Origin of the sequence: Streptomyces sp. cmx-4-9 (genome assembly GCF_046548835.1) — a bacterium.
Taxonomy (GTDB): Bacteria; Actinomycetota; Actinomycetes; order Streptomycetales; family Streptomycetaceae; genus Streptomyces.
On the sequence record NZ_JAEBEE010000009.1, the window covers coordinates 219,538 to 239,192 of the forward strand.

Here is a 19,655-nt window from a genome sequence, read left to right on the forward strand (position 1 = left end):
GGCGGGCATGCTGGGCGCACGAGATCGATGTCACGCTACGGAACGGGACGCCCACATGAAGTACATCGGACGCCGGGGACTGCTGGCGGGGGCGGCGGGCGCGCTGGCCACGGCCGCGGGGGCGCGGGCGGGAGCGGCGGCCGCGGCCGGCCGGGCGGGGGCGCCGGGCGCCGCCGGCGGCCCGGCCGCGGCCGCGGCGCCGTCAGGGACGGCGCGGTCCGCCGAGGCTGCGGCAGCGGAGTTCCGCGGGATGTGGATCGCCACCGTGTCGAATGTGGACTGGCCCTCCGGGGCCGGGCTGTCCGCTGGGGCGCAGCGGCGCGAGCTGCTCGCGCTCCTGGACGCCGCCGTCGAGAGCCGGCTCAACGCGGTGATCCTGCAGGTGCGTCCGGCGGCCGACGCCCTGTGGCCCTCCCCGCTGGAGCCCTGGTCGCAGTGGCTGACCGGGAAGCAGGGCGCGGACCCCGGCTGGGACCCGCTGGGCACCGCCGTCACCGAGGCCCACGCCCGCGGGCTGGAACTGCACGCCTGGTTCAACCCGTACCGGGTGGCCCACCACACCGACCCCGGCCGGCTGGCCGCCGGGCACCCGGCCCGCCGCAACCCCGGCTGGACGGTCGCGTACGGCGGGAAGCTCCTCTACAACCCGGGCCTGCCCGAGGTGCGCCGCTTCGTGCAGGACGCCATGCTCGACGCCGTCCGCCGCTACCCCGTGGACGGGGTCCACTGGGACGACTACTTCTACCCGTACCCGGTGGACGGCGAGTCCTTCGACGACGACGAGGCCTACGAGGAGTACGGAGCCGACTTCGCCTCGCGGGCCGACTGGCGCCGCCACAACACCGACACCCTGGTCAGCGAGATGTCCGCGCGGGTGCGGGAGGTCCGGCCGGCGGCCCGGTTCGGCATCAGCCCGTTCGCGGTGTGGCGCAACGCGGGGAAGGACCCGCTCGGGTCGCCGACCGACGGCAGCCTGGCCACGTACGACGACCTGTACGCCGACACCCGCAAGTGGATCACCGAGGGCTGGATCGACTACGTGGTCCCGCAGGCCTACTGGCACATCGGCCACCCCGTCGCCGACTACGCCGACGTGGTCCCCTGGTGGGCGCGCACGGTCCGGGGCACCGGAGTGGACCTGTACGTGGGGGAGGCGCTGTACCGCTGCGACGCCGACAGCCCCACCGCCGCCTGGCGCGATCCCTCGGAACTCTCCCGGCACCTCGACTTCGCCGGGCGCCACCCCGAGGTCCGCGGCCACGTCTACTTCTCCGCGAAGCAGGTGGCCACGGACCCCAACGGGGCGATGGCCGAGGTCGTCGCCGACCACTACCGCTCGGCCGTGCCCCCGCGGTGAGCGGGGGCAGGGTCAGTGGGCGCCGCCGTCCTGCGGGTGGCGGACCGTGCAGTCGGGCCCGGGGGCCATCAGCGCCTCGTGCCCGTCCTGGAAGCGGACCCGGTACGGGGGAGTCCCGTTCTCGCCCAGCACCTGGGTGATCTCGCCCACCTTGTCGTTCTGTCCGACGATCCTGCCGTGCTGCACCAGCTGGTCGCCTTCACTCGCATGCATGACTGGCCTCCTTGGCGGCGATCCGATCCGGTGACAGCAGTTTAGGTCGTTATGCGGCTATCCGACCCGTTGGGTCACGGCAATGCAGAGCAGGACCGCGCAGGCGGCGGCGGGTACGGCGGGGGAGAGGTGCTCGCCCAGCAGCGCCACCGACCAGACGAGGGTCAGGAGCGGCTGGGCGAGCTGGAGCTGGCTGGCGCGCGGCGCGCCGATCTCGGCCATGCCGCGGTACCAGACGTACAGGCCGAGGAAGGTGGAGCCGGCCGCGGCCCAGACCAGCCCGGCCAGCCCGTGGCCCGTGAGGTGCACCGGTTCGTACGCCAGCCCCAGCGCGGCACCGGCCAGGCTGAGCGGCAGGCACAGCACCAGCGCCCACCCGACCACCTGCCAGCCGGGCAGCATCCTGGCCAGCCGGCCGCCCTCGGTGTAGCCGGCGGCGCACACCAGCAGGGCGGCGAACAGGTAGGCGTCGCCCGCCGAGAGGGAGCCGCCGCTCTGCGCCGCGGTGAAGCCGAGGACCACCGCCGCCCCGGCTCCCGCCGCGGCCCAGAACCGGCGTGAGGGCCGGGCGCCGGTGCGCAGCGCGGAGAGGGCGGCAGTGGTCAGCGGGAGCAGGCCGACGACCACGGCGGCGTGCGAGGTGGTGGAGGTCTGCAGCGCCAGGGTGGTGAGCAGGGGGAAGCCCACCACCACCCCGGCGGCGACCACGGCCAGGCCGGCCCAGTGCTCGCGGGCGGGCGGCGGAGTCCGCAGGGCCAGCAGGAAACCGCCGGCGATGACGGCTGCCAGGACGCTGCGCAGGGCCACGAGGGACCACGGTCCGAAGCTCTCCAGACCCCAGGCGGTCGCCGGGAAGGTCAGCGAGAAGGCGACGACTCCGAGCGAGGCGAGCAGGGTGCCCCGGGTGGAGGCCGACCTGGTGCTCCGGCCCGCAGGGCCCTTCACCGCTATCGTGTCCGCGAGAGTAGCGCTATTCTGTGCTGTCATGTACGAGCGTAGCAGTGTGGCCGAGTTGGCGGATTCCCTGCGGTCTGAACTCAACCGCTACTCCGAAGGTGGAAAGCTGCCGTCGAGCCGGGCCCTCGTCGAGCGCTTCCGGGTCAGCCCCGTCACGGTCTCCCGCGCCCTCGCGCAGCTGGCCGCCGAGGGCCTGGTCGTCACCCGCCCGGGCGCCGGGGCCTTCCGCGCGCGGCCGCGTACGCGGGCCCACGCCACCGGGGACACCTCCTGGCAGGAGGTCGCCCTCAGTGCGGAAGGCGCCGGGGACGTGATCCCGCGCTCCGTGGACGCCACCGGCGTGCTGGGCTCGCTCACCGCGCCGCCCGCCGGGGTGATCGAGCTCAACAGCGGCTACCTGCACCCCTGTCTGCAACCGGAGCGGGCCCTGGCCGCCGCCCTGGCCCGGGCCGGCCGGCGGCCCGGAGCCTGGGGGCGGCCGCCCGTCGAGGGGCTGCCCGAGCTGCGCGACTGGTTCGCCCGGGAGGTCGGCGGGGCACTCACGGCCTCCGACGTGCTGGTCACCGCCGGCGGGCAGAGCGCCCTCACCACCGCCCTGCGGGCCCTCGCCCCGCCCGGCGCACCGATCCTGGTGGAATCCCCCACCTACCCCGGCCTGCTGGCCATCGCCCGCGCCTCCGGCTGCCGTCCGGTCCCCGTCCCGGTGGATGCCGAGGGGGTCCGGCCGGACCTGCTGGCCGCCGCCTTCGAGGCCACCGGCGCACGGGTCTTCGTGTGCCAGCCGCTGTTCCAGAACCCGACCGGGGCGGTGCTCGCACCGGGCCGCCGGGCCGAGGTGCTGCGGATCGCCCGGGCCGCGGGAGCCTTCGTGGTGGAGGACGACTACGCCCGCGCCCTGGCCCACGAGGACGCCGGGCCGCTGCCCCTGCCGCTGGCCGCCGAGGACCCCGACGGCGTGGTCGTGCACGTCCGGTCGCTGACCAAGGCCGCCTCGCCCAGCCTGCGGGTGGGCGCCCTCGCGGCCCGCGGCCCGGTGGTGGACCGGCTGCGCGCCATCCAGGTCGTGGACAGCTTCTTCGTGCCCCGGCCGCTCCAGGAAGCCGCCCTCGAACTCGTGGGCGCGCCCGCCTGGCCGCGCCACCTCAAGGCGGTCGCCGCGGAACTGCGGCACCGCCGGGACGTGCTTGCCGGGGCCCTGCGCCGGGAGCTGCCCGCGGTGGCGCCCGCGCACCTGCCCACCGGCGGCTACCAGTTGTGGGCCCGCCTCGCGCACGGCAGCGACGACGCCTTCGCCGCGGCCGCCCTGCGCGCCGGGGTCGCGGTGGCGCCCGGCCGCCCCTACTTCTGCGCGGAGCCGCCGGGCCCGTACGTCCGGCTGAGCTTCGCCGGGGTGTCGGGCGCCGGTGAACTGGCGGAGGTGGTGCGCCGGTTGGCTTCCGGCCTCCAGGATCCGCTCTGAAGGCCGTCGGGACGCTTGACCGCGTGCCGCGGACGGCCCACCATCGCCGCATGCATGTTCGGGTCTCGCTCGTCGCCGCAGCCCGCAGTTGCTCGCTGCTCGCCGAGCGCTTCGACGACGACCGTCCGCTGGACGGGACCGGGCTGCGGGCGCTGGAGGCGGCCGCCCGGGACCTCGTACCCCTCGGGGCGGCCGGGCTGCGCTACTGCTCCCCGACCCCGCGCAGCCGGGCCACCGGGCGGGCCCTGGGGTACGCACCCCTCGCGCAGCCCGCGCTGCGCGAGTGCGACATGGGCCGCTGGCGCGGGCTGACCCTGGCCGAGGTGACCGCCCGGGAACCCGGAGCCGTCGACCTCTGGCTCACCGACCCGCGGGCCGTTCCGCACGGCGGGGAGTCCCTGCTCGCCTTCATCGCCCGGATCGGCGGCTGGCTGGACACCCGCCCGGCGGACGACGGGGGCGCCATCGTGGCGGTGGCCGAGCCCTCGGTGGTCCGGGCCGCCCTGGTCTACGCCCTGAACGCGCCCCCGCGGACGTACTGGAACGTCGATGTCCGTCCCCTGTCCACGGTGACCCTGACCGGCTGGTCCGGTCGCTGGCACCTCTCCCTGCACGCCGCACAAAGCAGTTGAGGCCGCCGGGCGGCCGCCCCTAGCCTGCGCCCATGAGCGAGATCACGATCACCACCCTCGCCGAGCGGCCCGAACTGGCCGGACGGCTGTGGGACATGAAGGACTCCTGGCCGGCGTTCGCCGACCACGACCCGGTCGCCTACCTGCTCTACCCGCGGATGGTCGCCGAGCTGCCGGAGTACGTCCTGGTCGCCACCGACGGGGACGAGGTCGTGGCGCGCGGCTTCAGCGTGCCCTTCTGTCTGCACGCCCCCGGACGGGACGGGAAGCTGCCCGCGCGCGGCTGGGACCAGGTCCTGCTGTGGACCTTCTCCGACCTGCGGCGCCGGGCCGTACCCGACACGGTGAGCGCGATCGAGATCAGCGTCGCCGTCGGGCGCCAGGGCGAGGGCCTGTCGGGGCGGATGCTGGCGGCCATGCGGGACAACGCCCGCGCCCGCGGTTTCACCGAGGTGGTGGCCCCGGTCCGGCCGAGCGGCAAGCCGGCCGAGCCGGACGCGTCGGCCCACGAGTACGCCCGGCGCACCCGGGAGGACGGCCTGCCGTACGACCCGTGGCTGCGCGTCCACGTCCGGGCGGGCGGCACGATCGAGTCGGTGGCCCCGCTGTCGATGACGATCACCGGCTCCCTCGCCGAGTGGCGGGAGTGGACGGGCCTGCCCTTCGACACCCCGGGCCCGGTGCACGTGCCCGGAGCGCTGGTGCCGGTCCACTGCGATCCTGAACAGGGGTACGCGGTCTACGTGGAGCCGAACGTCTGGGTGCGGCACCCCCTCGCACCCTGAAGGCCTTTGCATAAAACTGCGTAGATACGTATAGTCATGCCATCGACGAGGAGGGTCCGATGGCAGTACGTGTAGCGGTGGCCGGAGCGAGCGGGTACGCGGGCGGCGAAGTCCTGCGCCTGCTGCTCGCCCACCCGGAGGTGGAGATCGGCGCACTGACCGCGAACTCCAACGCCGGACAGCTCCTCGGCTCCCTGCAGCCGCACCTCGTGCCGCTCGCCGGCCGGACCCTGGAGGCGACCACGCCCGAGGTCCTCGCAGGGCACGACGTCGTCTTCCTGGCCCTGCCCCACGGCCAGTCGGCCGCCGTCGCGGCCCGCCTCGGCGAGGACGTGCTCGTCGTCGACATGGGCGCCGACCACCGCCTGAAGGACCCCGCCGACTGGGACCGGTTCTACGGCGCCCCGCACGCCGGGACCTGGCCCTACGGCCTCCCCGAACTGCCCGGCGCCCGGGCCGCCCTGGCCGGCGTCCGGCGCATCGCCGTGCCCGGCTGCTTCCCCACCGCCGTCTCCCTCGCCCTCTTCCCGGCCTACCAGGCCCAGCTCGCCGAGCCCGAGGCCGTGATCGTCGCGGCCACCGGCACCTCCGGCGCGGGCAAGGCGCTCAAGCCGCACCTCCTCGGCTCCGAGGTGATGGGCTCGGTCACGCCCTACGGCGTCGGCGGCGGGCACCGGCACACCCCCGAGATGGTCCAGAACCTCTCCCCGCTGGCCGGCCGGCGGGTCAGCGTCTCCTTCACCGCGAACCTGGTCCCCATGCCCCGCGGCATCCTCGCCACCTGCTCGGCCAAGGCCCTGCCCGGCGTCACCGCCGAGACCCTCCGCGCCGCCTACGAGAAGGCGTACGCGCACGAGCCCTTCGTGCGCCTCCTCCCCGAGGGGCAGTGGCCGGCCACCCAGGCGGTCCAGGGGTCCAACGCCGTCCACCTCCAGGTCGCCCACGACCCTTCCGCGCAGCGGATCATCGCCATCAGCGCCATCGACAACCTGACCAAGGGCACGGCGGGCGGCGCGGTCCAGAGCATGAACCTCGCCCTGGGGCTCCCCGAGGAGCTCGGGCTTTCCACGATCGGAGTCGCACCGTGAGCGTCACGGCAGCACAGGGATTCACGGCGGCGGGCATCGCCGCCGGGATCAAGGCGAACGGGAACCCGGACCTGGCCCTGGTGGTCAACCACGGGCCGCGTCTCGCCGCCGCGGGTGTCTTCACCTCCAACCGCGTCAAGGCCGCGCCCGTGCTCTGGTCGGAGCAGGTCCTGCGGGGCGGAGTGGTCAGCGCGGTCGTGCTGAACTCCGGCGGTGCCAACGCCTGCACCGGCCCCAAGGGCTTCCAGGACACCCATGCCACCGCGGAGAAGGCGGCCGCGGTCCTCGGCGGTGAGCACAACGCCGGCGAGGTCGCCGTCGCCTCCACCGGCCTGATCGGCGTCCCGCTTCCCATGGACCGGCTGCTGCCCGGCATCGAGAGCGCCGCTGCCGCCCTGTCCGCGGACGGCGGCGAGGCCGCCGCGATCGCCATCAAGACCACCGACACCGTGCACAAGACGGCCACCGCCTCCGCCGGAGGCTGGACCGTCGGCGGCATGGCCAAGGGCGCCGGCATGCTCGCCCCGGGCCTGGCCACCATGCTCGTGGTCCTCACCACCGACGCGGACGTGGACGGCGCCACCCTCGACAAGGCGCTGCGCTCCGCCACCCGCACCACCTTCGACCGCATCGACTCCGACGGCTGCATGTCCACCAACGACACCGTGCTGCTGCTCGCCTCCGGCGCCTCCGGGGAGGTGCCCGCGTACGGGGAGTTCGCCGAGGCCGTCCGCAGCGTCTGCGACGACCTGGCCCGCCAGCTCATCGGCGACGCCGAGGGCGCAGGCAAGGACATCCGCATCGAGGTGGTCGGGGCGGCCGACGAGGAGGACGCGGTCGAGGTCGGCCGGTCCATCGCCCGCAACAACCTGCTCAAGTGCGCCATCCACGGCGAGGACCCGAACTGGGGCCGCGTGCTGTCCGCGATCGGCACCACCCGGGCCGCGTTCGACCCGGACCGGCTGAACGTCGCCATCAACGGGGTCTGGGTCTGCCGCAACGGATCGGTCGGCGAGGACCGCGACCTGGTGTCGATGAAGGACCGCGAGGTCCGCATCACCGCGGACCTGGCCACCGGCAGTGCGTCCGCCGTGATCTGGACCAACGACCTGACCGCCGAGTACGTCCACGAGAACAGCGCGTACAGCTCGTGAGCGGGGCCCCCGGAAGTGCCCGCAAGCACACGGCCCTGCCCAAGGCGGAGATCCTCATCGAGGCCCTGCCCTGGCTGACCCGGCACAACGGCAGGATCGTCGTCATCAAGTTCGGCGGCAACGCCATGATCGACGAGGAGCTCAAGGCGGCCTTCGCCCAGGACGTCGTCTTCCTGCGCCAGGCGGGCCTGAGGCCCGTCGTGGTGCACGGCGGCGGCCCCCAGATCAACGCCCAGCTCGACAAGCAGGGCCTGGTCAGCGAGTTCAAGGCAGGGCTGCGCGTCACCACCCCCGAGGCCATGGACGTCGTCCGGATGGTCCTGGCGGGCCATGTGCAGCGCGAGCTGGTCGGCCTGCTCAACCAGCACGGGCCGCTCGCCGTCGGGCTGACCGGCGAGGACGCCCACACCATCACCGCCACCCGGCACAGCCCGGAGATCGACGGCGCTCTCGTGGACATCGGGCGGGTCGGCGAGATCACCGCCATCGACACCGGCGCGATCGAGGCGCTGCTGGCGGACGGCCGGATCCCGGTCGTGTCCTCCATCGCGCGCAGCGCCGACGACCACCACGTGTACAACGTGAACGCGGACACCGCGGCGGCCGCGCTCGCCGCCGCCCTGGGCGCCGAGACGCTGATGGTCCTCACCGACGTCGAGGGCCTGTACGCGGACTGGCCGAACAGTGACGAGGTCATCAGCCGGCTCACCGTCAGCGAGCTGGAGAAGCTGCTGCCCGAGCTGTCCAGCGGCATGGTGCCGAAGATGCAGGGCTGCCTGCACGCCGTGCGGGGAGGCGTGAACACCGCCCGCGTGATCGACGGACGGGTGCAGCACTCGATCCTGCTGGAGATCTTCACGGACGAGGGAATCGGCACGATGGTCGTGCCCGACGAGGCGCAAGGGGGAGCGAAGTGAGCGAGAGCAGCGGGACCACGGGCAACCAGGAGTACGCCGCCCGCTGGCAGGGCGCCCTGACCGACAACTACGGCACCCCCGCGCTGGCCCTCGTCCGCGGCGCGGGCGCCCAGGTCTGGGACGCGGACGGCCGCCGGTACACCGACTTCGTCGGCGGCATCGCCGTCAACGCCCTCGGCCACGCCCACCCCGCGATCGTCTCCGCCGTGACGGAGCAGATCTCGACCCTGGGGCACGTCTCCAACCTCTACGCCTCCGGACCGGTCCTCGCCCTCGGCGAGCGGCTGCTCCAGCTCTTCGGCCGGCCCGGCCGGGTCTTCTTCTGCAACTCCGGTGCCGAAGCGGTCGAGGCCGCCTTCAAGATCGGCCGACTGACCGGCCGGACCCACATGGTCGCCACCACCGGCGGCTTCCACGGACGGACCATGGGCGCCCTCGCCCTCACCGGGCAGCCGAAGAAGCAGGACCCCTTCCGGCCGCTGCCGGGCGACGTCACCCACGTGCCGTACGGGGACGCCGAGGCCCTGCGCGCCGCCGTGACCGAGGAGACCGCGCTCGCCGTGATCGAGCCCGTGCAGGGCGAGAACGGCGTCGTCGTACCCCCCGCCGGGTACCTGGAGGCCGCCCGGGAGATCACCCGGGCCACCGGCACCCTGCTCGTCCTCGACGAGGTGCAGACCGGCATCGGACGGTGCGGCCAGTGGTTCGAGCACCAGGCCCACGAGGGCGTGGAGCCCGACCTCGTCACCCTCGCGAAGGGACTGGGCGGCGGACTGCCCATCGGCGCCGTGGCCGCCTTCGGGCCCGCCGCCGACCTGCTGCGGCCCGGCCAGCACGGCACCACCTTCGGCGGGAACCCGGTGGCCTGCGCCGCCGGTCTCGCCGTGATCGACACCATCGCCGCCGAGGGGCTCCTGGACCAGGTCAAGGCGCGGGGAGAGCGGCTGCGCTCCGGAATCGAAGCCTCCGGACATGCGCTGGTCTCCCACGTCCGTGGTGCGGGCCTCCTGCTGGGTATCGTGCTGACCGAGCCCCTCGCACCCCGGGTGCAGCAGGCGGCTCAGGATGCCGGCTTCCTGGTCAATGCGCCCGCCCCCGACGTCGTACGGCTCATGCCCCCGTACGTGGTCTCCGAGGCCGAGGTGGACGCGTTCCTCCAGGCGCTGCCCGGCGTCCTCGACGCAGCCAGCGGGGACGGATCCGGAGAATGAGACGACGATGAGTCAGGCGCAGGACAACGAGCACGGGGGCCAGGCCGTCCCGCAGACCCGCACCGCGCGCCACCGCCGGATCGTGGACATCCTCAACCGGCAGCCGGTCCGCTCCCAGAGCCAACTGGCCAAGCTGCTCGCCGACGACGGGCTGAGCGTCACCCAGGCGACGCTCTCGCGCGACCTCGACGAGCTGGGCGCGGTGAAGATCCGCAACACCGGCGGCGAGCTGATCTACGCGGTGCCCAGCGAGGGCGGCTTCCGCACCCCGCAGGCCCCGCTCGGCGAGTCGGCCAAGGAGGAGCGCATGCGGCGGCTCTCCGGGGAGCTGCTGATCTCGGCGGAGGCCTCGGCGAACCTCGTGGTCCTGCGCACCCCGCCGGGCGCGGCCCAGTTCCTGGCCTCGGCCATCGACCAGGCCGAACTGCAGGCGATCCTCGGCACGATCGCGGGGGACGACACCCTGATGCTGATCAGCCGCGACCCGGCGGGCGGCCAGGCCCTCGCCGACCACCTGCTGCGGCTGGCCCAGAAGGAGGGCTGAGCCCTCCCGCGGCCCGCCGCGGCCGCCCGCCCCGGGCCCGGCAGCGGCCCTCAGTAGCGCGTCACGGCCAGCTCCCCGGCCTCCGTGCCGATCGCGATGTGCGGCTCCCGCGCGGGATCGGCCCAGCGCAGGATCTCCCGCATGGCCCCGACGGGGACGGACACGCAGCCGGCCGTCGCCCCCTTGCCGTGGGCGTGCAGGAAGATGCCCGCGCCCCGGCCGTGCACGGGCCGGTCGTAGTTGAAGGCGACGAGCAGGGCGTGTGCGTACTGCTCCGCGTACGTCACCAGGTGCTCCGCCTCGCCCGGGCGGCAGTCCGCGGGCAGGGGCTCGGTCCAGCGGTTGTAGGCGGCGGAGGCATTGTCCTGGCACCACCAGGAGGCCTCGGTCACCGGCCGGTACGGGTACGCCGTACCGGCCGGCGCCGGCCTGATCCCGAAGGCGAACGGGAGCGCGTACAGGCCCGTGGGCGTGGTGCTGGTGCCCTGGGTGCGGGTCGAGCCCTCGGTGAGCCCGTTGGCCCCGAACCGGGCGTCCGCGCTGCCGGCCTCGTACCACCGCCCCGCCCGCAGGTCCCACCAGGTCAGCCGGCCGGTGGTGGATCCGGGCGCGGGCGCGACGGCGGTGACCAACTGGCTGCCGCCCCCCGTGTCGGCGAGCCGGGCGGGCAGCGGGCCGCCCCCCTCCGTGGAGGCCTGCGGCAGCAGGGTGGTGACGATCAGTGAGGCCGTGGCAAGAGCGGTACGCAGCAGCACAGGCCAGACATTACGGGCCTGAGGGGCGGTGTCGGCGCAGCCAGGCCGTCCGGAGCCGATCCGATGAACTCCTTCTTCGCGCAGGGGGCGCGACGCCCCGGCTGACCTGGCCCTTTCGGCGGCAATTGACGAAACATACGGAGTAGTGCATAGTTATGCCTGTCGTTGAATGCACCGTAAGGAGAAACCCGTGACCGAGCGCGTCGTACTCGCCTACTCGGGCGGCCTGGACACCTCCGTCGCCATCGGCTGGATCGCCGAGGAGACGGGCGCCGAGGTCATCGCCGTTGCCGTGGACGTCGGCCAGGGCGGCGAGGACCTGGACGTCATCCGCAAGCGCGCGCTCGCCTGCGGTGCCGTGGAGGCCGAGGTCGCCGACGCCAGGGACGAGTTCGCCAACGAGTACTGCCTCCCGGCCATCAAGGCCAACGCCCTCTACATGGACCGCTACCCGCTGGTCTCCGCCCTCTCGCGGCCGACCATCGTCAAGCACCTGGTAGCCGCGGCCAACAAGCACGGTGCCTCGGTGGTGGCCCACGGCTGCACCGGCAAGGGCAACGACCAGGTCCGTTTCGAGGCCGGCATCGCCGCCCTCGGCCCCGACCTCAAGTGCATCGCCCCGGTCCGCGACTACGCGATGACCCGGGACAAGGCGATCGCCTTCTGCGAGGAGAAGAACCTCCCGATCGCGACCACCAAGAAGTCCCCGTACTCCATCGACCAGAACGTCTTCGGGCGCGCCGTCGAGACGGGCTTCCTGGAGGACATCTGGAACGGCCCGATCGAGGACATCTACGAGTACACCTCGAACCCGGCCGTCCCCCGCGAGGCCGACGAGGTCGTCATCTCCTTCAAGGAGGGCGTCCCGGTCGCCATCGACGGCAAGCCCGTCACCGTGCTCCAGGCCATCCAGCAGCTCAACGAGCGGGCCGGCGCCCAGGGCATCGGCCGGATCGACATGGTCGAGGACCGGCTCGTGGGCATCAAGTCCCGCGAGGTGTACGAGGCCCCGGGCGCGATCGCCCTGATCACCGCCCACCAGGAGCTGGAGAACGTCACCGTCGAGCGCGAACTGGCCCGCTACAAGCGGCAGGTCGAGCAGCGCTGGGGCGAGATGGTCTACGACGGCCTGTGGTTCTCCCCGCTCAAGCGGGCCCTGGACGGATTCATCAACGAGGCCAACCAGCACGTCACCGGCGACATCCGGATGACCCTGCACGGCGGCCGCGCCGTCGTCACCGGCCGGAAGTCGGACGAGTCCCTCTACGACTTCAACCTCGCGACCTACGACTCGGGCGACACCTTCGACCAGTCCAAGGCCCAGGGCTTCATCGAGATCTTCGGCCTGTCCTCGAAGATCGCCGCCCGCCGCGACCTCGCCTGAGGCGCACCCGCAGCAGCACGGACGGCCTCCCCGTTTCCTCCGCGCCGGGGAGGCCGTTGCACATCCGCAACCAACAGGAACCCACAGGCTGCCAAAGCCATGCAGCCTTGAGGAGCAGTAGCTGTGAGCAGCAACAACGGTGACGTCCGGCTCTGGGGCGCGCGCTTCGCCGACGGCCCTTCGGAGGCGCTGGCCCTGCTGTCGGCGTCCGTCCACTTCGACTGGCGTCTCGCCCCCTACGACATCGCCGGCTCGCGCGCCCACGCCCGCGTGCTCGCCAAAGCGGGGCTGCTCACCGCCGAGGAACTCGACCGCATGGTCCGCGGCCTGGACCAGCTGGAGGCCGACGTGGCCGACGGCTCCTTCACCGGCACCGTCGCGGACGAGGACGTGCACACGGCCCTGGAGCGGGGCCTGCTGGAGCGCCTCGGCGCGGACCTCGGCGGCAAGCTCCGGGCCGGCCGCTCGCGCAACGACCAGATCGCCACCCTCTTCCGGATGTACCTGCGCGACCACGCGCGGATCATCGGCGGCCTGATCGCGGACCTCCAGGACGCCCTGGTCGGCCTCGCCGAAGCGCACGAGGGCGTGGCCATGCCGGGCCGCACCCACCTGCAGCACGCACAGCCGGTGCTCTTCGCCCACCACGTCCTCGCCCACGTGCAGTCCCTGTCCCGGGACGCGGAACGGCTGCGCCAGTGGGACACGCGCACCGCGGTCTCCCCGTACGGCTCCGGCGCCCTGGCCGGCTCCTCGCTGGGCCTGGACCCCGAGGCGGTCGCCGCGGACCTCGGCTTCGAGCGGGGCTCGGTCGGCAACTCCATCGACGGCACGGCCTCCCGCGACTTCGTCGCCGAGTTCGCCTTCATCACCGCGATGATCGGGATCAACCTGTCCCGGATCGCGGAGGAGATCATCATCTGGAACACGAAGGAGTTCTCCTTCGTGACCCTCCACGACGCCTTCTCCACCGGCTCGTCGATCATGCCGCAGAAGAAGAACCCGGACATCGCCGAGCTGGCACGCGGCAAGTCCGGCCGCCTCATCGGCAACCTCACCGGTCTGCTCGCCACCCTCAAGGCGCTGCCCCTGGCCTACAACCGGGACCTCCAGGAGGACAAGGAGCCGGTCTTCGACTCCTGCGACACCCTTGAGGTGCTGCTGCCCGCCTTCACCGGCATGATGGCCACGCTCACGGTCAACCGGGAGCGGATGGAGGAGCTGGCCCCGGCGGGCTTCTCGCTCGCCACCGACATCGCGGAGTGGCTGGTCAAGCAGGGTGTGCCCTTCCGGGTGGCGCACGAGGTGGCCGGCGCGTGCGTGAAGGAGTGCGAGGCCGAGGGCATCGAGCTGGACGAGCTGACCGACGAGCAGTTCGCGAAGATCTCGGAGCACCTGACCCCCGAGGTCCGCACCGTGCTCAACGTCAAGGGCGCGCTGGCCTCCCGCAACGGCCGCGGCGGCACCGCCCCCTCGGCGGTCGCGGTCCAGCTCACCGAGCTCAAGGCGGACCTGGTGATCCAGCACGCCTGGGCGGCCCACAAGCAGTAGACGGCTCCCCGGGCTGCGGGAACCGCTGCCTCTCCGGCGGGCGTGGTGATCCATGTCGTGATCGCCCACGAGGAGGAGCAGGCAGTGGAACCCGCAGGAGCACGTCCTTCCGACCAGTCTTCCGACCAGTCTTCCGTCCGGCCTTTCGTCCAGCCTTTGGTCCGGTCGCCGGCAGATCCCCCGGTGCGTCCGTCCCGCCGCACGTTACTGGCCCTGGGGGCCGGCGCCGCGCTGGCCGCCGGCCTGGGCGCCGCCTCGGCGGGCGGCGCGTACGCGGCCCCCGGCGGCACCGGCCCGCTCGATGCGCAGCTGGCCGCACTGGAGCGGGAGCACTCCGCCCGCCTGGGAGTCTTCGCGCGCAACACCGCCACGGGCCGCACCGCGGCCTACCGCGCCGACGAGCGGTTCCCGCTGTGCTCGGTGTTCAAGCCGCTGGCTGCCGCGGCCGTCCTGCGCGACCTCGACCGGGACGGGGAGTTCCTCGCCCGGCGCATCCACTACACCGCGCAGGACGCCGAGAAGTCGGGCTACGCGGTGGTCACCGGCCGGCCGGAGAACATCGCCGCCGGCATGACGGTCGAGGCGCTGTGCGCCGCCGCGGTCGGCGAGAGCGACAACCTGGCCGCGAACCTGCTGCTGCGCGAGCTGGGCGGCCCGCACGCGGTCACCCGCTTCAGCCGCTCGATCGGGGACCGCCGGACGAACCTGGAACGGTGGGAGCCGGACCTCAACTCGGCGGAGCCGTGGCGTACGACCGACACCACCGGCCCGCGCGCCATCGCCGCCGCCTACGGGCGCCTGCTCCTCGGCGGGGTCCTGGAACCCCGGGACCGCCGGCGGCTGACCGACTGGATGCTCGCGAACACCACCAACGGCGCGCGCTTCCGCGCCGGGCTCGGACCGGACTGGATCCTCGCGGACAAGACCGGCGGCGGCAACGAGTACGGCGTGGCCAACGACGTGGGCGTCGTGCGCGCCCCCGACGGACCGCCGATCGTGATGGCCGTGCTGTCCACCCGCCCCGGCTTGCCGCAGGGCCCCCGGGACGACGCCCTGGTCGCCCGGACCGCAGCCCTGCTGGCCCAGACCCTGACCTGACCCCCGGCCGTGCGCCGCCCGGCCGCCCGCGCGCCGCCCGACCGCCCGCGCGCCGCCCGGCCCGCCCGTGCGCCGCCCGGCGCCCGGCGCCGGGCCCGGTCCGGCCGGGTGCCAGGCCGCAAGCTTTGAATGAGACAGTGACGTCTCATTCGGGTTATGCTTGTCTCATGGCTATGGATCGTGACCAAGTGCTCCGGGATGCGGCGGCGCTGCTCTCCCGTAAATCGACCGCCACGATGGACGAGGTCGCCCGTGCTGCCGGGATCGGCCGCGCGACCCTGCACCGGCACTTCGCCGGGCGCGACGCCCTCGTGAGGGCCCTGGAGGAACTCGGCATCCGCGAGTTCGAGGCGGCCTTCGATGCCGCCCGCCTCGACGAGGGCACGGCGGTCGAGGCGCTGAAGCGGCTCGTCGCCGAGGCGGAGCCGAACGCCGGACTGCTGGCCTTCCTCGTCACCGAGAACCAGCTCTTCGAGGGCGACGAGGTCGACGAGGGCTGGTCCCGGCTGGACGCACGGGTCGGCGCCCTCTTCCGGCGCGGCCAGCAGGAGGGTGACATCCGGATCGACCTGAGCCCCGCCTGGCTCACCGAGGCCCTCTACGGCCTCATCGGCACCTGCGCCTGGGCCGTGATGGACGGGCGGGTCGCCGCCAAGGACTTCCAGTACATGATCATCGAGTTGCTGCTCGGTGGCGCACGACGGAGTGTGGAGTGATGAGCCGAACCGAACAGCTGAACCGGCGGACGGGAGCGGAGGGTGCGGGGCGCGGACGCTGGCTCGCGCTCGGCGTGCTGGTCCTGGCCGTGCTGCTGGTCGCGGTGGACGCCACCGTACTCGGCCTCGCGACCCCCGCCCTCAGTGAGGACCTCAAGCCGTCCGGCACCCAGCTGCTGTGGATCGGCGACATCTACTCCTTCGTCATCGCCGGACTGCTCGTCTCCATGGGCTCCCTCGGCGACCGCATAGGCCGCAAGAAGCTGCTGCTCATCGGCGCCACCGCCTTCGGCGCCGTCTCGGTCCTCAACGCCTACGCCACCAGCCCCGAGATGATGATCCTCGCCCGCGCCCTGCTCGGCGTGGCCGGCGCGACCCTGATGCCGTCCACCCTCGCGTTGATCCGCAACATCTTCCACGACCCCCGGGAGCGCAGCCTCGCCATCGGCGTCTGGGGCGCGGCAGCCTCGGCCGGCGCGGCCGTCGGACCCGTCGTCGGCGGAGCCCTGCTCCAGCACTTCTGGTGGGGGTCGGTCTTCCTCATCAACCTGCCCGTCATGCTCGCGCTCGTCCTCGTCGGCATCAGGCTGCTGCCCGAGTCCAAGAACCCGGTCGCCGGGCCCTGGGACCTGGTCAGCGTCGCCCTCTCCCTCACCGGGGTCATCGGCGTGGTCTACGCGGTCAAGGAAGTCGCCACGCACGGCATGACCTGGGGCGTCTGGGCCGCCGCCGTCATCGGCGCCGGCTGCCTCCACGCCTTCGTCCGCCGCCAGTTCACCCTGCCGTCCCCGCTGCTCGACATGCGGCTCTTCCGCCACCGCGGCTTCTCCGGGGCGGTCCTCGCCGACCTGCTGACCGTCTTCGGCCTCTCCGGGCTGGTCTTCTTCCTCTCCCAGTTCCTCCAGCTCGTCCAGGGCCGCGACCCCCTCGAAGCCGGTCTGGCCGAACTGCCCGCCGCCATCGGCGCCGTGGTCACCGGCCTGGTCGCGGGACGCTACGCCCGCCGGTACTCCGTACGGTCGATCGTCACCGGCGGCCTCGCCGCCATCGGCATCGCCCTGGCCGCCCTCACCCTGATCCACAAGGAGACCGGCTACCCGCTGCTCGGCGCCGCCCTGCTCGTCGTCGGCCTCGGCGCCGGCTTCTCCTTCACCGTCACCGCCGACGTGATCCTCTCCAGCGTCCCCAAGGAGCAGGCCGGATCGGCCTCCGCGGTCTCGGAGACCGCCTACGAACTCGGCGCGGCCCTCGGCATCGCCCTGCTCGGCTCCATCGTGACCGGCGTCTACCAGTCCTTCACCGCCCCGGCCTCGGTGCCCGCGCCGCTCGCGGACGCGGCCCACGAGTCCCTGGGCGGGGCGGTCGAAGCCGCCACGTCGCTGGATCCGCAGACCGGCACACAGATGGTGGAAGCGGCCCAGGTGGCCTTCGTGGACGGGCTTCGCCTCGCCTCCGGCGTCGGCGCGGCCGTCCTGCTGGCCACTGCCGCGGCCGCCTGGTTCCTGCTGAAGGGGCAGCGGCTCCAGGACGGCCTGGAGCACTGAGCCCGGCCAAAGGGGTGCGTGTCCGGCGCAGTTGACAGGCCGTCCGGTCGCGGGACACGATCCCGGCGATGGAGATCAACGAACTGACCCCGGCGGAACGCCGCGTGTGGGAGGCCTTCCCGCGCGGCGACGGCGTCGACTTCCGCGCCCACCCCGAGGACAGCTCGGTCGACGGGGCCGACTGGGGACCCGAACGCACGCTGCGCGCCGAGGTGTTGCGAGCGCTCCTGCTGGGTGCCTGCCCCGCCGAGGAGGGCCGGGTCGCCGGACTCAAGATCAAGGGCGCCAGGATCGTGGGCAAGCTCGACCTGCGCTATGCGGTCGTCGACCACCCCATCCGGCTGCGGGACTGCTGGTTCGAGCGCAAACCCCTGATGTACGGGGCCCAGTTGCGGGCGCTGGTACTCGGCTACTCGACCCTGCCGGGCCTGACCGCCGCCACGCTGCGCGTGGACGTGGTCCTGCGGCTCTCCTGCTGCCGGATCACCGGACCGGTACGGCTGGCGGGCGCCCGGATAGCCGGGGGGATCTTCCTCCAGGGGGCCGTGATCGGCCCTGCGACCGGTGAGGAGGCGGACGAGCCCCCGCTCCAGCTCAACCACGTCGAGGTCGGCACCGACATCATCGCGAACGATCTGACCGTGCACGGCCAGCTCCGGCTCAACGGGGCCACCGTCGGGGGCCAGATCTCCCTCGACCGGGCCCGCCTGCTGAACCCCGGCGCCATCGCCCTGCACGCCGAGACCCTGGCCGTGGGGACGGACCTGCGGGCCGACCGGCTGGAGGCGCGCGGCACGGTCAACCTCACCGGCGTCCGGATACCGGGTCAGGTCTACTTCGGCCGCGCGTCGTTCGCGAATCCCGGCGGCGTCGCCCTGCGCGCCTCCAGCTGCGTCGTCGGCGAGATGTGGCTGCGGCGCTGCGAACCCGTCCAGGGAACGGTCAGCCTGCGCCGATCCCAGTTCGACCTGCTGCACGTGGAACCGCGGACCTGGCCCGACCAGATCCGCGTCGACGGCCTCACCTACCGGGTGCTGGCCCCGCACCTGACCGCGCAGGAGCGGCTGCCCGCGCTGGAGCGCGAGGAGTCCGGCTACCTCCCGTACGCCTACGAGCAGCTGGCCACGGCCTACCGCACGGTCGGCGACGAGGCGGCCGCCCGGACCGTGCAGCTCGCCAAACTGCGCCGCCACCGCCGCACCCTGCCCCGGCCCGCCCGGCTCTGGGGACTCCTCCAGGACCTCACGGTCGGCTACGGCTACCGGCCGCTGCGGGCGGCGGGCTGGCTGCTGGCCCTGCTGCTGACCGGGGCCCTCGCGTACGGGACCGACCCGCCGCGGGCCCTGAAGGCGGGGGAGGCGCCGGACTTCAACGCGGTGTTCTACACGATCGACCTGATGCTGCCGATCATCGGTTTCGGCCAGGAGGCCGCCTACGCGCCGAGCGGCTGGCACCAGTGGCTCTCGTACCTGCTGATCGTGACCGGCTGGGTGCTGGCCACCACGACGGCAGCGGGCGTCAGCCGGTCCCTCCAACGGCAGTAGCCGGGCGGCGGCGGGTCAGGCCGCCTTGGCCTTGGTGGCGTACATGTCCACGTACTCCTGGCCCGAGAGCCGCATGACCTCGGCCATCACCGAGTCGGTGACGGCGCGCAGCACGTACCGGTCGCGGTCCATGCCCTCGTAGCGGGAGAACTCCATCGGCTCCCCGAAGCGCACGGTGACCCGGCCGGGGCGCGGCATCCCGGCGCCGCCGGGCTGGAGCTTGTCGGTGCCGATCATCGCGAAGGGCACCACCGGGGCGCCCGTCATCAGGGTGAGGCGGGCGATGCCGGTGCGACCGCGGTACAGCCGGCCGTCGGGGGAGCGGGTGCCCTCGGGGTAGATGCCGAAGATCTTGCCCTCGTCGAGGATCCGGCGGCCCGTCATCAGGGCTGCCACCCCGCCGTTGGCCCCGTCGCGGTCCACCGGGATCATGCCGGCGCCCGTGAAGAACCACGCCATCAGGCGGCCCTTGAGGCCCTTGCCCGTCACGTACTCGTCCTTGCCGATGAAGTGGACCGTGCGGTCGCAGACCAGCGGGAGGATCATCGAGTCGATGAAGGTGAGGTGGTTGCCCGCAAGGATCACCGCTCCGGAGCCCGGGATGTTCTCGATGCCCTCGACACGGGTGCGGAACATCATGCGCATGACGGGTCCGACAGTGGCCTTGATGAGCGCGGTACGGAACAACGTGAGCCCTCCGGCATCGAAAAGCGGCTTCGCGCGACACGGTGGTCGTGCAGGTGAGG

At 73.3% G+C, this 19,655-nt stretch carries 19 protein-coding genes; 15 read left to right on the top strand and 4 right to left on the bottom strand.

Annotated elements, in window-relative coordinates:
* The first annotated feature begins 55 nt into the window (after positions 1-55).
* A complete protein-coding gene (locus ACLJTM_RS27535) occupies positions 56-1,357 on the top strand; it encodes a glycoside hydrolase family 10 protein (RefSeq protein WP_411106425.1) in 1,302 nt (433 codons plus the stop codon).
* A gap of 12 nt (positions 1,358-1,369) precedes the next feature.
* On the opposite strand, the gene ACLJTM_RS27540 is transcribed toward ACLJTM_RS27535, so the two are convergent.
* Together ACLJTM_RS27540 and ACLJTM_RS27545 are read right to left on the bottom strand one after the other, a co-directional pair.
* Positions 1,370-1,570 (bottom strand): DUF1918 domain-containing protein, encoded by a 201-nt coding sequence (locus ACLJTM_RS27540; RefSeq protein WP_411106426.1) that lies wholly within the window; start codon positions 1,568-1,570, stop codon positions 1,370-1,372.
* Positions 1,571-1,627: 57 nt separating this feature from the next.
* Positions 1,628-2,557: a DMT family transporter gene (locus ACLJTM_RS27545; RefSeq protein ID WP_411106427.1), complete on the bottom strand. Its 930-nt coding sequence runs from the start codon at positions 2,555-2,557 to the stop codon at positions 1,628-1,630.
* Here ACLJTM_RS27545 and ACLJTM_RS27550 point away from each other — a divergent pair.
* From ACLJTM_RS27550 to ACLJTM_RS27585, 8 genes are read left to right on the top strand one after another with little or no spacing between them, the layout of a single operon-like run.
* On the top strand, positions 2,556-3,986 hold the full coding sequence (locus tag ACLJTM_RS27550) for a PLP-dependent aminotransferase family protein (protein ID WP_411106428.1): 1,431 nt from the start codon (positions 2,556-2,558) through the stop codon (positions 3,984-3,986). The genes ACLJTM_RS27545 and ACLJTM_RS27550 overlap by 2 nt on opposite strands.
* Positions 3,987-4,036: 50 nt before the next feature.
* Positions 4,037-4,618, top strand: coding sequence for a histidine phosphatase family protein (locus ACLJTM_RS27555; RefSeq protein WP_411106429.1), 582 nt, complete (start codon positions 4,037-4,039; stop codon positions 4,616-4,618).
* A gap of 32 nt (positions 4,619-4,650) precedes the next feature.
* Positions 4,651-5,403 carry an N-acetyltransferase gene (locus ACLJTM_RS27560; protein ID WP_411106430.1) on the top strand — a complete coding sequence of 251 codons (753 nt, stop codon included), beginning with the start codon at positions 4,651-4,653 and terminating at the stop codon, positions 5,401-5,403.
* 59 nt (positions 5,404-5,462) lie between these two features.
* Complete coding sequence (gene argC / locus ACLJTM_RS27565; RefSeq protein ID WP_411106431.1) at positions 5,463-6,491, top strand: N-acetyl-gamma-glutamyl-phosphate reductase; 1,029 nt, start codon at positions 5,463-5,465, stop codon at positions 6,489-6,491.
* Positions 6,488-7,645, top strand: coding sequence for a bifunctional glutamate N-acetyltransferase/amino-acid acetyltransferase ArgJ (argJ, locus tag ACLJTM_RS27570; RefSeq protein WP_411106432.1), 1,158 nt, complete (start codon positions 6,488-6,490; stop codon positions 7,643-7,645). Before argC ends, argJ begins: the two co-directional genes overlap by 4 nt.
* Positions 7,642-8,562, top strand: a complete 921-nt coding sequence (gene argB, locus ACLJTM_RS27575) for an acetylglutamate kinase (protein ID WP_411106433.1) — start codon at positions 7,642-7,644, stop codon at positions 8,560-8,562. The genes argJ and argB overlap by 4 nt, the downstream gene beginning before the upstream one ends.
* Positions 8,559-9,773 carry an acetylornithine transaminase gene (locus tag ACLJTM_RS27580; RefSeq protein ID WP_411106434.1) on the top strand — a complete coding sequence of 405 codons (1,215 nt, stop codon included), beginning with the start codon at positions 8,559-8,561 and terminating at the stop codon, positions 9,771-9,773. The genes argB and ACLJTM_RS27580 overlap by 4 nt, the downstream gene beginning before the upstream one ends.
* Positions 9,774-9,780: 7 nt before the next feature.
* Positions 9,781-10,317: an arginine repressor gene (locus tag ACLJTM_RS27585; RefSeq protein ID WP_266937803.1), complete on the top strand. Its 537-nt coding sequence runs from the start codon at positions 9,781-9,783 to the stop codon at positions 10,315-10,317.
* Between the two features lie 50 nt (positions 10,318-10,367).
* Here ACLJTM_RS27585 and ACLJTM_RS27590 read toward each other — a convergent pair whose 3' ends face one another.
* Positions 10,368-11,066 (bottom strand): L,D-transpeptidase family protein, encoded by a 699-nt coding sequence (locus tag ACLJTM_RS27590; RefSeq protein ID WP_411106646.1) that lies wholly within the window; start codon positions 11,064-11,066, stop codon positions 10,368-10,370.
* 196 nt (positions 11,067-11,262) lie between these two features.
* Between ACLJTM_RS27590 and ACLJTM_RS27595 the strand changes: the two genes are divergently transcribed.
* The 6 genes from ACLJTM_RS27595 to ACLJTM_RS27620 all read left to right on the top strand — a co-directional run bounded on the left by ACLJTM_RS27595 (position 11,263) and on the right by ACLJTM_RS27620 (position 18,909).
* On the top strand, positions 11,263-12,456 hold the full coding sequence (locus ACLJTM_RS27595) for an argininosuccinate synthase (protein WP_411106435.1): 1,194 nt from the start codon (positions 11,263-11,265) through the stop codon (positions 12,454-12,456).
* Between the two features lie 123 nt (positions 12,457-12,579).
* On the top strand, positions 12,580-14,007 hold the full coding sequence (gene argH / locus ACLJTM_RS27600; protein ID WP_411106436.1) for an argininosuccinate lyase: 1,428 nt from the start codon (positions 12,580-12,582) through the stop codon (positions 14,005-14,007).
* 183 nt (positions 14,008-14,190) lie between these two features.
* The gene (bla, locus tag ACLJTM_RS27605; RefSeq protein ID WP_411106437.1) at positions 14,191-15,105 is read left to right on the top strand and encodes a class A beta-lactamase; all 915 of its coding nucleotides are present in this window, start codon (positions 14,191-14,193) and stop codon (positions 15,103-15,105) included.
* A 167-nt stretch (positions 15,106-15,272) separates the two neighbouring features.
* Positions 15,273-15,821, top strand: coding sequence for a TetR/AcrR family transcriptional regulator (locus ACLJTM_RS27610; RefSeq protein ID WP_411106438.1), 549 nt, complete (start codon positions 15,273-15,275; stop codon positions 15,819-15,821).
* Positions 15,821-17,365, top strand: a complete 1,545-nt coding sequence (locus tag ACLJTM_RS27615) for an MFS transporter (RefSeq protein ID WP_411106439.1) — start codon at positions 15,821-15,823, stop codon at positions 17,363-17,365. Before ACLJTM_RS27610 ends, ACLJTM_RS27615 begins: the two co-directional genes overlap by 1 nt.
* 68 nt (positions 17,366-17,433) lie before the next feature.
* The gene (locus tag ACLJTM_RS27620) at positions 17,434-18,909 is read left to right on the top strand and encodes a membrane-associated oxidoreductase (protein WP_411106440.1); all 1,476 of its coding nucleotides are present in this window, start codon (positions 17,434-17,436) and stop codon (positions 18,907-18,909) included.
* A 15-nt stretch (positions 18,910-18,924) separates the two neighbouring features.
* Here ACLJTM_RS27620 and ACLJTM_RS27625 read toward each other — a convergent pair whose 3' ends face one another.
* Positions 18,925-19,554 (bottom strand): lysophospholipid acyltransferase family protein, encoded by a 630-nt coding sequence (locus tag ACLJTM_RS27625; protein ID WP_411106647.1) that lies wholly within the window; start codon positions 19,552-19,554, stop codon positions 18,925-18,927.
* Positions 19,555-19,655: the final 101 nt, after the last annotated feature.

Coding starts and splice junctions, on each gene's coding strand:
- ACLJTM_RS27535 (WP_411106425.1), top strand. CDS start 56: ATGAAGTACATCGGACGCCGGGGACTGCTGGCGGGGGCGGCGGGCGCG.
- ACLJTM_RS27540 (WP_411106426.1), bottom strand. CDS start 1,570: ATGCATGCGAGTGAAGGCGACCAGCTGGTGCAGCACGGCAGGATCGTC.
- ACLJTM_RS27550 (WP_411106428.1), top strand. CDS start 2,556: ATGTACGAGCGTAGCAGTGTGGCCGAGTTGGCGGATTCCCTGCGGTCT.
- ACLJTM_RS27545 (WP_411106427.1), bottom strand. CDS start 2,557: ATGACAGCACAGAATAGCGCTACTCTCGCGGACACGATAGCGGTGAAG.
- ACLJTM_RS27555 (WP_411106429.1), top strand. CDS start 4,037: ATGCATGTTCGGGTCTCGCTCGTCGCCGCAGCCCGCAGTTGCTCGCTG.
- ACLJTM_RS27560 (WP_411106430.1), top strand. CDS start 4,651: ATGAGCGAGATCACGATCACCACCCTCGCCGAGCGGCCCGAACTGGCC.
- argC (WP_411106431.1), top strand. CDS start 5,463: ATGGCAGTACGTGTAGCGGTGGCCGGAGCGAGCGGGTACGCGGGCGGC.
- ACLJTM_RS27585 (WP_266937803.1), top strand. CDS start 9,781: ATGAGTCAGGCGCAGGACAACGAGCACGGGGGCCAGGCCGTCCCGCAG.
- ACLJTM_RS27610 (WP_411106438.1), top strand. CDS start 15,273: ATGGCTATGGATCGTGACCAAGTGCTCCGGGATGCGGCGGCGCTGCTC.
- ACLJTM_RS27615 (WP_411106439.1), top strand. CDS start 15,821: ATGAGCCGAACCGAACAGCTGAACCGGCGGACGGGAGCGGAGGGTGCG.
- ACLJTM_RS27620 (WP_411106440.1), top strand. CDS start 17,434: ATGGAGATCAACGAACTGACCCCGGCGGAACGCCGCGTGTGGGAGGCC.
- ACLJTM_RS27625 (WP_411106647.1), bottom strand. CDS start 19,554: ATGCGCATGATGTTCCGCACCCGTGTCGAGGGCATCGAGAACATCCCG.